Below are 13171 nucleotides of genomic sequence, written 5' to 3' on the forward strand. Positions count from 1 at the left end.
CCGTAACTTGTTAGAACCCATCTCATTCCTCTTTTTTCCTTATATTTAAACAGGTGGCGGCTAATTCTTGGGCGCCCGCCAACTCTTAACAGCCTAAAGAGTGTTCTTAATGTTTCCTAGTTTAGTTACGAATACCTGAAGTAATTTAAAACCAAATGGCGTGGTTCCTAAGTAAAGTACACGCAGATCTTATTATCATTGATATTTTGAATCTCAATATCCATATCATAGATTTCCTTTAATACATTGGAATTAATGACTTGTTCGGTAGGTCCATTTTGGACAACCTTTCCATCCTTCAATGCAACAATATAGTCGGAATAACAGGATGCAAAATTAATATCATGAATGACGATAATGACTGTTTTCCCTAATTCATCAGCCAGCCGTCTTAATACCTTCATGATTTGGACAGAATGCTTCATGTCCAAATTGTTCAAAGGTTCGTCAAGAAGTACATACTCTGTATTTTGTGCAATTACCATTGCAATGAAAGCCCGTTGTTGTTGGCCCCCGCTAAGCTGGTCAAGAAACTTATCCTGCATACTCGCAAGTTCCATATATTCAATCGCTTCATCGACATATTTCCAATCCTCTTTAGTCAATTTCCCTTGTGAATAAGGGAATCGACCAAAAGCGACGAGTTCACGAATCGTCAATCGGATATTAATGTGGTTAGCTTGCTTTAAAATAGCGATTTTTTTCGCAAGCTCATTGCTGTTGAATTTCCCCATGTCTTTACCATCAATCAGGACTTCCCCTGAATCTTTAGTAATGAGTCGGCTGATCATCGAAAGAACCGTACTTTTTCCCGCACCATTAGGGCCGATGAAAGAAGTGATTTTTCCTTTGGTAATTTCAATGGATACATCCTCGACAACCGTTTTATTATTATATTTTTTGAATAAACTTTTCACTTCTACCATGACTTATTCTCCTTTAATAGAAGATAGATGAAATAGACACCGCCAACAAAGTTGATAATGACACTCAAAGTTGTAGAGAAGGTGAAGATTCTCTCAACTATGAATTGGCCGCCGACCAAGGCAATCACACTAATCAGCATCGCACCTGGAAGGATATGTTTGTGCTGATAAGACTTAATAAATTGATACGCCACATTGGCAACAAGTAAGCCGAGGAATGTGATAGGACCTATCAGGGCCGTTGAAATGGAGATTAAAATCGTGACAACGATTAATACCCGTTTCGTTACAAAATCATAATCCACACCTAAGTTGATGGCTTGGTCTCTCCCTAAGGACATGACATCTAAATACTTCAAAAATCTCATAAAATATACGATTACTGCTATCATGAGGACAATAGCTAACGTCAATAAGTCCGTATTGACATTGTTAAAACTCGCAAACATTTTATTTTGAATGATTTGAAATTCATTCGGGTCAATCAATACCTGCATAAATGATGACATACTGCCGAATAATGTTCCGAATATGATGCCTATCAGCAAGAGAAAATATATATTTCGATTTTGCTTGAACATGAACTTGAACAGTAGACTGGAGAAAATAAGCATAGCTGTCAAAGTAACCAGAAAATTTAGATTTTTATTTAAAATCATGACATGTGTTGAACCGAACAGGAAGATGACTCCTGTTTGAATCAGCATATACATAGAATCTAATCCTAAAATGCTTGGTGTTAAAATTTTATTATTTGTTACTGTCTGGAAAACAACTGTTGCGAAGGCAATCGCACAACCAACTACAATGATGGCGATAATTTTGATAACCCTTCTTGGAAGTGCATAATCCCAATTCGGGCCAAGATCCCAAAAGATATAACCTGCAGTTAAAACAGTTGCAACAACAGCTAGTAAAATGATTTTTCCTTTATTATTCATATGCCTTTCTCCTCATTATCAGATAGATAAATACGGCGCTTCCTATTACACCAACTACGAGACCTATCGGAATTTCAAATGGATAAATGATAATCCGACCCAGAATATCGCAGATCAATAGGAACACAGCCCCTAGCAATGCTGTATGAGAAAGACTCTTCTTCAAATTATCACCAAGGTAAAGTGAAACAATATTAGGTACAATCAGTCCTATAAAAGGAATTGTTCCCACCGTTAACAAGACGACGGTAGAGGATAATGCTACGATTACCAATCCAAAATTGACTACAAATTTATAATTGAGTCCAAGATTGATAGCAAACTCCTCACCCATCCCTGCCACAGTGAATTTATTAGCAAAGAAGTATGCGAGAATGACCAAAGGGATACTTATGTATATTAGTTCATATCTTCCCGACATAATCATCGAGAAATCCCCATTCATCCATGTGTTGAGACTTTGAATCAAATCATATTTATAAGCAAAGAAAGTTGAAATAGATCCGACGATATTACCAAACATCAAACCAACCAATGGAATAAAAATCGTATCCTTGTATTTAACTTGATCAAGAATTTTCATGAACAAGAAAGTGCCTGCCAAAGCGAATATGAATGCGAATGCCATTTTCTCAATAAGTGCTGCTGATGGAAAAATGATAATAGCAAGAAGAAGACCCAACCTTGCAGAATCCATCGTACCGGCAGTTGTTGGTGATACAAATTTATTTCTACTCAATTGCTGCATGATTAAGCCACTGATGCTCATAACCACCCCAGCAATTACAATAGTTACCATTCTAGGAAAACGGCTTTGCAGCATAATTTGCACTTTATCATCACTTAAATCTAATAAATCGAGTGGCGTAATATCTTTTACTCCAATGAATAATGAGGTAAATGATAAAACAATTAACGCCATGACTAAATATCTTATCTTCATCTTCATTTCCTACTCTTCCTATATCAGTAAAAACACAGTGATAATATTTTTAATTAAAAATGTTTGAATAAAGACTATTATTAAGTGTTTATCTATCTTTAATAAAAATAAGACCCATGAGCTACAATAACTGCACGTGTTTTCCTTTTTTTTGATAATGAGATTCATTATCAATATCGTAGTCATTTCTATTCTACCATTCCTTTGACATGTGTCAACATATACAAGCCAATTACTTAGATAAATTGGAAATTGTATCCGTTCTTGTTCACACAATCTATATAAAGTACTTGTGTATTAAATTCTTTCAAACCATGCATTTCGCAACATTAAGTGATAAAATCAAAATAACATATATTTACTCTTCCAATGAAAGTAGCGATATGATGAAAACCTTTCTTTCTAAAATGTTCACCAAAAAAGAGAAAATCCAGATTGAATTTTGTCAAAATAATCTTGACCGTTTCCTTAATGAACAAACACTCGCTGTGTATGGAAAGTTCTTGACGAATCCCCGAATTCAATATAAAGAATATGAATGTTTAAGTGAATGTAAACTTTGTAATAAGACACCCTATGCTAAAGTAAACGGGCAGATTATGAGTGGGGAAAATACACAAGATCTGTTAAACCAGTTACAAAACATATTAAAATAAATACGGGCCAAGCAACTTCAAATTGCTTTGGTCCTTATTTTATTGTAGAGACTTTAACTATATCCCTAAAATTATAATGAAGAAAACCGTGTATAAAAAAACCTCTATAACTCCTATTCCTTCTATATAATAGGAGTGCATAAAAGGATTAGCTGTATCAGCCCCTCTGGAGCATATCAGCCATTGCAGTCGGGATGAAACATGATCCTGCTCTACTGTTTCACGGCTGGAGCTCTCTTATTGTTGTTTCGTCTTCATTTCTTTGATTTAGGTTTTACATTGCGATTTATGAGGAGTAGCAGAATACATAACTTCTTCTGGGCACCTAGCCATAGAACGCCCTTTATCAACCTAGTAGATACTTCCTGTTTTTTACTATTTTCAAAGATTATGCTATTTTTCTAGTATTATATGTGATAATTTATGGAAAAAAGATTAATTAGGAGGATGTCTGTGAAAAAGATCATTCCAACCATTGTTTCTGTCGTCTCTCTTAGTCTTATCACTGGATTGCCCGGCCTAAGCTCCACGGCTCAGGCAGATGAATTTATCCCTTATTATGGCAAGGGTCCTAGCTACATTCAGCCAGAAAATCTCTCCTACCTTTTCCCAGACCCTAAAGTTACCTTCAAGACTCCTGCCTTTCAACATGACAAGATTGCCTTTACAAGCCAAGAAGAAATGATAGCTTATATCAAAAAACTATCCCACAAAAGTAAAAACATCCAAATTAAGACGATTGGTCAATCTACAGAAGGACGCGATATCCCGATGCTCCTTTTCAGCAAGGATTCAAAAAAGCTGAAAAAGGATACTAAGAAACCATTGATTTGGATTCAAGGTCAGATTCATGGCAATGAACCCGCCTCTGGTGAATCTACTTTAGTTATTGCCCAATGGCTTGCTGAAGGAAAACTTGGTGATGTCCTCGATAAAGTAAACATTGCCATCGTTCCACGAGTAAATCCAGATGGCTCCTATTATTTTAAACGGTTTACCTCTAATGACATGGATGCGAATCGAGACTATTTAAAAGTGGAGTATCCTGAGGTACAGACTATTCATCAAACCATCAATGACTATGAGCCTGAAGTCATTCTTGATGTACATGAATATACAGTGAACCCTGCTCCCCTTAAGAAGGTTGGCGCAAATGGATCAATCGCTTCCTATGATTTGCTCATTTCTTCAGCAAAGAATTTAAATATTCCAGAACAGCTTCGAAAAGCATCCGATGAACTTCTTTTGCCTAATGTTTTTAAAGCATTGGAAAAAGAAAAGCTTTCCTATCATGATTACTATACACTTGATACTTCTGATGCTGGAATTCTTACCGCTACTGAAGGAAGCACAGAAGCCCGCATCGGTCGCAACGCTCTCGGATTGAAAAATACGATGACCTATTTAATTGAAACAAGGGGTATCAATATCGGTCGTACTGACTTCAAACGTCGTGTTTATGCACAAGCTACAGCTCAGGCAGCCTTCATTAAAACGACAGCTGATCAAGCCAGTACAGTAAAAAAAGTGGTCAAGCAGGCCGAAAATGAAGTGGTGAAAAAAGGGAGAAAGGCAAATGATCATGATAAAATTGTCATCACCAGCGAAAATAAATTGATAAAAAATCAAAAGTTAACAGTAGTTGATTTAGCAAAGGCCAAAAAGGTCGATACGCCTATCGATTGGCTGGATTCTACCGATGCCTTCCCTACCCTTGTTAGAGATCGACCAACAGCTTATATCCTCCCACCTGAATATGAAGATATTGCAAAAAAACTTCAGTTATTGGGAGTGCAGGTGAAAAAACTAAAAAAACCTGTGAAATTATCTGTTGAAAGTTACAAAGTAAAGGATTTGAAAGTGTCCACTACACTTGAAAGCGGACATACAACCAAAGAAGTGACGACCACTGTATCAGCGAAAAAACAGGAATTCCCGAGAGGAAGCTATGTATTTAACATGGACCAGCCTGACGCTAACTTCATTTCCCTCGCACTCGAACCTGAAGGCATAGACAGTTACGTGACATTCAATTTCATTCCCGCTGATAAGGGCGGAGAACTTCCGATTTACCGCTACATGCAACAATCAGCATTACCAGTTAAATAATAAATCTCCACTACTATCTAAAAAACGCTTTGGCAGCTTTCATTGCCGAAGCGTTTTATTTTTTTTCCTTCTTTAAGCATTAGCAGTATTTCTGACACCATTCAGTCGTCTTTCTTGAATGCAGCAAAAACTTTTGAATATATATATAAACGGACAATGTGTTTAGGAGGGGGAACACCTTTGAACCACCAACATGTACAATTGGAAATTAACCGACTTGTTTATCACTTAAAGCAAGACCAATCAGCAGATGGATCTTGGAACTATCCCTTTGACACTGGGATAACAGCTGATGCCTATATGATTATTTTACTAAAAATTTTAGACATAGAAGATGCTCCTCTTATAGAGGCTTTAGTAAAAAGGATTGAAAGCAGACAAACAGAAAACGGTTCTTGGAAACTTTTCCATGATGAAAAGGAAGGCAATCTCTCGGTCACTATTGAAGCTTACTATGGTCTTCTATATAGCGGCCTACGGAAAAAACAAGATCTCCATATGAGAAAGGCCAAACAATTCATTCTTTCTAACGGCGGAATCAAACAGGCCAATACGCTAACTAAAATGATGCTCACCGTCACTGGCCAATATAAATGGCCGCCTCTATTCCCAATCCCGCTCGAGGTTATATTACTGCCGCCAACCTTTTTCATCAACATTTATGACCTTTCCGTATATGGGAGAGTTAACTTGATCCCCCTGCTTCTGCTTGGACATAAAAAGTATCAGATTAAGTCCTCGAACGCACCTAGTTTAAAAGATTTATATCAAACGCGGGAGGAACGTACTGAAGAATATGTGTGGGAGGAATATCGAACGGACGAATACCGCTCTTTCTTTTCCAAACTTCAAACAAGTGTCAAAACCTTAATTGGTTATCCAGATTATTTGCATTCCTTGGCCCTAGAGTCAACGAAAAGATATATGCTCGACCGGCTAGAGCCCGACGGTACGCTTTACAATTATTTTGTTTCTACCTTTTTTATGATCTTTGCACTTCTCTCAACCGGCTATTCGAAAAAAGATCCGGTGATCCTAAAAGCAGTTGCCGGTTTGAAGGGAATGGCTTGTTCAGTTGATGGTTACACTCATATCCAATTTACAACAGCCCATGTTTGGAATACCTCCTTAATCAGCTATGCTTTGCAAGAAGCAGGATTGCCTTCCAAAGATCAAACTGTTAAAGCCGCAAATCAGTACTTACTTTCCCGTCAGCATTATATGTATGGTGATTGGCTGGTTCATAACCCTAACGCGGTTCCAGGTGGCTGGGGTTTCTCAGATTTGAACACAATGAATCCAGATGTAGATGATACGACTGCCTCACTACGGGCGCTTGCCGGTCAATTGCAAACAAACCCAGATAATCAGAACAGCTGGCAGCGTGGTGTCGCCTTCACGATTTCCATGCAAAATGATGATGGCGGATTTCCTGCATTCGAAAGAAATAACGATCATAAATGGTTACACCTTACCCCTTTCGAAGGAGCTAAATATTTCCTAACTGACCCATCGACCGCTGATTTAACAGGAAGAACACTTGAATTTTTAGGGAACTATACAAATTTGAAGAAACCTGAGAAAGTCAGCAAAAAAGCCGTAGATTGGCTCTTGAAAGACCAGGAACGCGACGGATCTTGGTATGGACGCTGGGGAATTTGCTACCTATATGGCACATGGTCTGCACTGACTGGCCTTAAGGCAGCTGGGCAATCCTCTGAACACCCAGCTATCCAAAAAGCTTTGGCCTGGTTAAAGAAAGTTCAAAATAAAGATGGAGGTTGGGGAGAATCTTGTTACAGTGACATCAAGCAACATTATATGCCTCTCGGGACCAGCACCCTGACCCATACAGCTTGGGCTGTGGATGCGTTGATTTCAGCATCCGAAAAACCGACACTCGAAATCGAAAAAGGCATCACCTATCTCATTCGTGAAGCCCAAAAAGAAAGCTGGACCAATGACTATCCTGCAGGTCAGGCACTGGCAAATTTTTCGTATATCCATTATCACAGCTATCGCTATATTTATCCGCTATTGGCCTTAAGTCACTACAGAAATAAGTTCATGAATGTTTAAGCGCTGTGTGTGTCGGCGCTTTTTTCGTCCTTAAAAAGATGAATATGTGGATTACCTGTGGAAAAGGGTGGCACATAAAAGTACAGTTATCCACATTTTAAGGTTATCCACATATAATTATCCAATAAATTGACCCGAAGCATTTTATAAACAAATTATTATCCACAATTGCTGTGAGTAACATTCATTCTTATGTATTTTGCCCATTTATTTGTCCGAAAGTATGCACACAAGCTCTAGATTACTTGTCTTCTTAAGGTTTTGTGGATAATTTGGGGATGAATCCTCACTGTTTTATTATTTTTCATTTCCAAACTGTATCAAGTTTATCGCTATAGAATTCTATTGCCTTTGCATATGACTGGATTGCATGATCCTTAGAAGTTTCCGCAATAATTTTCAGTAAAGATTCCATTGCCAAATTATGATGTCCTAAATTATAGAATGCCATTGCTCTAAATACTATTAAAGCCTTGTCATCAGGAAACTTGCTCAGCCCTGTTTCTAATGTTCGTTTTGATTTTTCATATTCTCCAATGGTACGATATGTACTCCCCAACCCTAAATATGCACCTTTTGCATCCTCCTCTGATAAACCCAATGTGAGCGCTGTTTCATAATAGGGCACAGCCTGTGACTCAAGCCCAAGAATATCCAAACTCCAGGCACATTGATACTGAATTACAGCATCCTCGGGATTTTGCTTTGCGAGTTCCATTAAAAGTTGATTTGATTTCTCAAACTCTTTCTTACACCGTAATGATAGCGCCGCTTCTAAATTCTTCACTCTCATTCCCCCTATTGGATAAAGATCTTTATGTCCCTTATTCTGGAGGAACCCTTTAATTCCTTCTTAATTTCGAAACGGATATTGCCATTGTTCATTTATAAGAAAAAAACTAATATGACTGACCAGATACTGTATCAACTATTCTTTTAATGGATTTTGTAAGCATTTAGATTACTAACAAAAAAAGGATCTGCCCCATGGCAAATCCTTTTTAGTCTTTGATAATCATTTCAGCAAGGTTATTAACAATAAATGTTACGTAATCGAAACAACTTTTGGTCTTGATATTCGATTAATCATCCAATTCGGTTTTTAATACTTTCCCCGTAGTAGCATCAACTACTACGTCATATTCCTTTTGTCCTTGGTTTATCTCCAGTTCGTATACAAGGATGCCATTCTCAGAATCCAGCTCTACATCCGTAATTTGGCCATCCACCTTTTTCAAAGCAATCTTTTCAGCTTGATCCATACTGACTTTTGCAGTTTCCACCGCTTTTTGAGTGCTCATATCCTCTTCATCATCATCGCCTTCCATCTCCTGAGAAAGAATCTCTCCTTTTTCAGCATCCACATCTACGTCTTGATAGCCTTCTTCCGTTTTAACGGTCATCTCATAGGTCATCGGCTGATCCCAATCTTTTTCAAATTGAGTAACTTCCCCACCTAGTTTTTCTGAAATCATTTTGACAGCCTCGTCTTCAGATAGCGCACCCTTATTGACTGCATATACGGCCGTTCCGGCAGCACCACCGAAAAGCAATACGGAGGCTATGGACACCGTCATTATTACCTTTTTCCTTTGGATGATACCTTGTTTTATCGTGCTCCACTGCTTTTTCATGAATGAATTCCTCCTTTAATTTGTTACCTTAAGAATAACAATCCTTCATGAAACGAACATGAACGCTAGATTAGAATTTGATGAGAAAGAATAATCGTCACCGACGTTCCTTCTCCCACTTCGCTTTGAATTTCCAATTTGCCGCCTAATGACTCAACAATTGATCGAGCAATGGAAAGACCGAGTCCATTGCCTCCCGTTTTCCTTGCTCTCGATGAATCCACACGATAGAAACGTTCAAATACATGTAACAGATGTTCTGGTGATATGCCTACACCTTGATCTTTCACTCCAATAAAAACTTCATTTCCCTGCTGATTAATCAAGATTTTTATACCCGATTCACTGTATTTCATGGCATTGTCCAATAGGATGACCAACACCTGTTCAAGCTTACTGGAAATGATCATTGCATATATTTCCTTAAACTCGGATTGTATATTTATTTCACGATTCCCAGTCCGTCTAAACGTTTGGGCAATCTGTTCACAAAATGAAATAAGTTCGATTTTTTCCTCCATATCGACTGAAGGTACCGATTGGGAAGCCGCCTGTAGAAGATGTTCCGTCAACTTTTTCATCCGGATGGCTTCATGATGGATCGCTTCCACAGCCTCTTCCTGAATCGCTGCATCCTTCATTCCCCAGCGTTTCAATAGTGAGGAATAGCTTTCAATAACCGTAATCGGTGTTTTCAACTCATGTGAAGCATCTGAAAGGAATTGCTGCTGTTGGTTATAATTCCGTTCTAGCCTTTCTATCATCCTGTTGAATGAAACTCCCATTACCTGTAGTTCGTCCTTTGATTGATCCGATAGCGGAATCCGTTTGAATTCCCCACTTTCCTCAATATCCATCATTGTCCCGCTCATGATGGATATTGGTTTAAGAATTAGATTTGCCAACCACTTGCCAGCAAAAATGGATAAAAGAATGACAAAAAGGGATGAACCAACAAGCACAAGTGCAAGTGTTGATAAATTATCAAGAAGGGTGTCCTGTGCCTGGGTGACCTCAATCATTCCAAGCGGCTTACCTTCTTCCGGATAAGGATAGCGGTAGGTTAACACATACTCTCCGTCGACTTTGGTAAAATCATATCCCTTCTCGTTAACGGATTTTATTATAAGCCCCTGGAAGTCCTCTTCATCAGTAAATATGTTGACCAAGCGTCTTTCGGAGTTAAATACCCGTACCATTCCATCGTCTGGGGTATATGGCTCTACCAAGCTAGAATTGCCAGAGAATAGATCCTTCGCCTGGACATTTTCTTCGATTAACGAAGCCTGATTTTCAAGCATATCCTGTTCCCTCTCAACGGATATCCAAAGAAAGGCGGTTAAAACGATGATACTCAGCACTACCAGCATGAGGATTAAAAAAAGACTAGAATACCATTGGATTTTCGTCCGGATCTTCATACTGGCTCCTTCAAGCTATATCCTACCCCTCGATAGGTATGTATGAGCTGCAAATCAAAAGGATAATCAATTTTTTTACGTAAATAACGAATATACACATCAACCACATTCGTATCCCCTACAAAATCATACCCCCATACATGGGTCAGGATTTGGTCTCTCGACAGTACTTGATTTTTATTTTGCAAAAGATAAACTAGCAAGTCGAACTCGCGGGAAGTCAGCTCGATCCTTTTGCCTTGCCTCAGAATGTCCCTTGTACCAAGGTTCAATTGCAGATCATGGACCTTAAGGTCATCCGCTTTTCCTTCTGATTGGCCCCCCCGTACATTCATCCGAAAACAAGCACGAATCCGGGCAAGTAGTTCTTCTATTTCAAATGGTTTCGTTACATAATCATTCGCACCATGGTCCAGGCCGTTCACCTTATCAGGTATTGCATCCCTGGCTGTTAAGAGGATGACTGGTGTGTGACCATTCTTTTTTCTAAAACGCCTAAGTACTTCTATGCCATTCAACTCGGGTAGCATCACATCTAATAAGATTAAATCCCACTCTTCAGCTTCAGCCCTTTCCAGACCTGTTTTTCCGGTAAAAGCCGATTCAGTTTGATAACCCTCATGGTTCAGTTCCAGCTGTATGACCCTCGCGATTTTTTCTTCATCTTCTATAATTAAAATTCTTTTATTCATTATTTAACACCACCTACCCCTTAGTGTACTGAAGAAAAATGAAAATATCATGAGAAATTGAACCCTTCTCGTTAAATCGTATGACAAAAACAATTCTATAGAGAAAAAAAAGCCCTGCTTCTATCTTTACAGATTAAAGAGAGGTGACTTCCCTGTTTTATGTTCCTTAACTATCGATACTGTAGAACTATAATTAATAGGAGGCGGATTCCCAGCAATCCACTGCCTTATGCTCTATGTCATTTTTTCGCACCAACTGTCCATGTACAACGAATGTACTTACATGAAGAAAGAGTGAAAACTAAAAAAAGAACCGGATGTGAAACATACCCGGTTCTTTTATCATTTCCCGCCAGAAGCCCCCCTCTTCAAGCGTGTGAAAGGCGAGAGCCCAACGGTAAGGGGGAGATGAATGGCGGTTGGCATAACCCAAAGTAATCTTTTGACAAACATACGTTCGATAGTTAATAATAACTATAAGGGGGTGAAACCAATGGTCGTAAACAAAGCTTATAAATTTCGAATCTATCCAACTAAAGAACAACTAGTTCTAATCAATAAAACGATCGGCTGCTCCCGTTTTGTCTATAACTTCTTTTTAGGCAAACAAAAGGAGAAAGATGCCTACTGGTATATCTGTGAAGAAATGAAGCAGAACGGCCAATTACCCTCTAATGAATGGAAAGGTTCTTTTCTGAATAAATACGCAACAATCAAAGAACTTCCAGCTTTAAAGAAAGAGTATTCTTTCCTGAAAGAAGTAGACAGTATTGCCTTACAGAAATCGGTGGAAAATTTAGCAGATTCCTATAGTCGATATTATAAAAAGCAAAACAAGTCACCACGCTTCAAATCGAAAAAGAATCCTATCCAGTCCTATACGACTAAACATACGAATGGGAATATTGGAATTGTTGGAAACAAAATCAAATTGCCAAAACTCGGTCTAGTTCGTTTTGCTAAAAGCCGCGAAGTCGAAGGGCGAATCATCAATGCCACAATCAGGCGGAACCCTTCGGGTAAATATTTCATTTCCGTTTTAGCCGAAACCAATGTACAAGTACTTCCTAAAACGAATCGTTCGTGCGGTGTAGATGTTGGTTTGAAGAACTTTGCTATTCTTTCAGATGGTACGGTCTATCAAAACCCAAAATTCTTCCGGACGGTCGAAAAGAAATTGGCCAAAGCACAACGGATTCTTTCAAGGCGACAAGAAATAGCCTTGAATCAAAATAAACCATTGGCTGAAGCCAAAAACTATCAAAAACAAAAACGAAAAGTGGCTATCCTACACGAAAAAATTTCAAATGCCCGAATGGATTACTTACATAAAGTTTCTACCGAAATCATCAAAAACCACGATGTTATTGGAATGGAAGACTTGCAAGTGTCGAATATGATGAAAAATCACAAACTAGCTAAAGCTATTAGTGAAGTATCTTGGTACCAATTCAAAAAAATGTTGGAATACAAAGCAAAATGGTATGGTAAACAAATCGTGACCGTATCTAAAACGTTTGCTTCTAGCCAATTGTGTTCTAGCTGCGGTTACCAAAATAAAGACGTTAAACATCTGAATCTTCGTGAATGGGATTGTCCTTTTTGTTCTACTCACCACGATCGAGATATTAACGCAGGACTCAATCTAATGAATGAAGCCATAAGGCTTCTAACCGTAGGAACTACGGGAGTAGCCTAATTAAAAATTGGCCGATAGGCTAATGTTCTTAGGAATCCCCCACTTCAATCAGACCATAAGGTCGATAAGTG

At 38.5% G+C, this 13171-nt stretch carries 11 protein-coding genes; 4 read left to right on the forward strand and 7 right to left on the reverse strand.

The genetic code is table 11. The annotated features are described in order from the left end of the window. Positions 1 to 167: 167 nt before the first annotated feature. Genes NST21_RS26010 through NST21_RS26020 form a run of 3 tightly spaced genes read right to left on the reverse strand, consistent with a single transcriptional unit; the run spans position 168 to position 2810 of the window. A complete protein-coding gene (locus NST21_RS26010; protein ID WP_340892093.1) occupies positions 168 to 926 on the reverse strand; it encodes an iron ABC transporter ATP-binding protein in 759 nt (252 codons plus the stop codon). Continuing rightward, a complete protein-coding gene (locus NST21_RS26015) occupies positions 920 to 1867 on the reverse strand; it encodes an iron chelate uptake ABC transporter family permease subunit (protein WP_053348652.1) in 948 nt (315 codons plus the stop codon). The genes NST21_RS26010 and NST21_RS26015 overlap by 7 nt, the downstream gene beginning before the upstream one ends. After that, the gene (locus tag NST21_RS26020; RefSeq protein WP_053348872.1) at positions 1860 to 2810 is read right to left on the reverse strand and encodes an ABC transporter permease; all 951 of its coding nucleotides are present in this window, start codon (positions 2808 to 2810) and stop codon (positions 1860 to 1862) included. The genes NST21_RS26015 and NST21_RS26020 overlap by 8 nt, the downstream gene beginning before the upstream one ends. Before the next feature lie 407 nt (positions 2811 to 3217). Between NST21_RS26020 and NST21_RS28980 the strand changes: the two genes are divergently transcribed. From NST21_RS28980 to shc, 3 genes are all read left to right on the forward strand, one after another. After that, positions 3218 to 3466 (forward strand): DUF1450 domain-containing protein, encoded by a 249-nt coding sequence (locus tag NST21_RS28980; RefSeq protein WP_445670609.1) that lies wholly within the window; start codon positions 3218 to 3220, stop codon positions 3464 to 3466. A gap of 447 nt (positions 3467 to 3913) precedes the next feature. After that, positions 3914 to 5575: a M14 family metallopeptidase gene (locus NST21_RS26025; protein ID WP_445670580.1), complete on the forward strand. Its 1662-nt coding sequence runs from the start codon at positions 3914 to 3916 to the stop codon at positions 5573 to 5575. Positions 5576 to 5755: 180 nt separating this feature from the next. Then, complete coding sequence (gene shc / locus NST21_RS26030; protein WP_340892097.1) at positions 5756 to 7654, forward strand: squalene--hopene cyclase; 1899 nt, start codon at positions 5756 to 5758, stop codon at positions 7652 to 7654. Positions 7655 to 7958: 304 nt separating this feature from the next. Here the strand turns inward: shc and NST21_RS26035 are convergent, their stop codons facing one another. The 4 genes from NST21_RS26035 to NST21_RS26050 all read right to left on the reverse strand — a co-directional run bounded on the left by NST21_RS26035 (position 7959) and on the right by NST21_RS26050 (position 11401). After that, complete coding sequence (locus NST21_RS26035; RefSeq protein WP_445670581.1) at positions 7959 to 8441, reverse strand: tetratricopeptide repeat protein; 483 nt, start codon at positions 8439 to 8441, stop codon at positions 7959 to 7961. 295 nt (positions 8442 to 8736) lie between these two features. Continuing rightward, positions 8737 to 9288, reverse strand: a complete 552-nt coding sequence (locus tag NST21_RS26040) for a PepSY domain-containing protein (RefSeq protein WP_340892100.1) — start codon at positions 9286 to 9288, stop codon at positions 8737 to 8739. Positions 9289 to 9353: 65 nt separating this feature from the next. Beyond that, complete coding sequence (locus tag NST21_RS26045; RefSeq protein WP_340892101.1) at positions 9354 to 10589, reverse strand: sensor histidine kinase; 1236 nt, start codon at positions 10587 to 10589, stop codon at positions 9354 to 9356. A 116-nt stretch (positions 10590 to 10705) separates the two neighbouring features. Beyond that, positions 10706 to 11401 (reverse strand): response regulator transcription factor, encoded by a 696-nt coding sequence (locus NST21_RS26050; protein WP_340892102.1) that lies wholly within the window; start codon positions 11399 to 11401, stop codon positions 10706 to 10708. A gap of 493 nt (positions 11402 to 11894) precedes the next feature. On the opposite strand from NST21_RS26050, the gene tnpB reads away from it, so the two are divergent. Then, positions 11895 to 13100 carry an IS200/IS605 family element RNA-guided endonuclease TnpB gene (gene tnpB, locus NST21_RS26055; protein WP_340887812.1) on the forward strand — a complete coding sequence of 402 codons (1206 nt, stop codon included), beginning with the start codon at positions 11895 to 11897 and terminating at the stop codon, positions 13098 to 13100. Positions 13101 to 13171 lie beyond the last annotated feature (71 nt).

The sequence above is a fragment of the Peribacillus sp. FSL K6-1552 genome (genome assembly GCF_038005205.1).
Lineage (GTDB): Bacteria > Bacillota > Bacilli > Bacillales > DSM-1321 > Peribacillus > Peribacillus butanolivorans.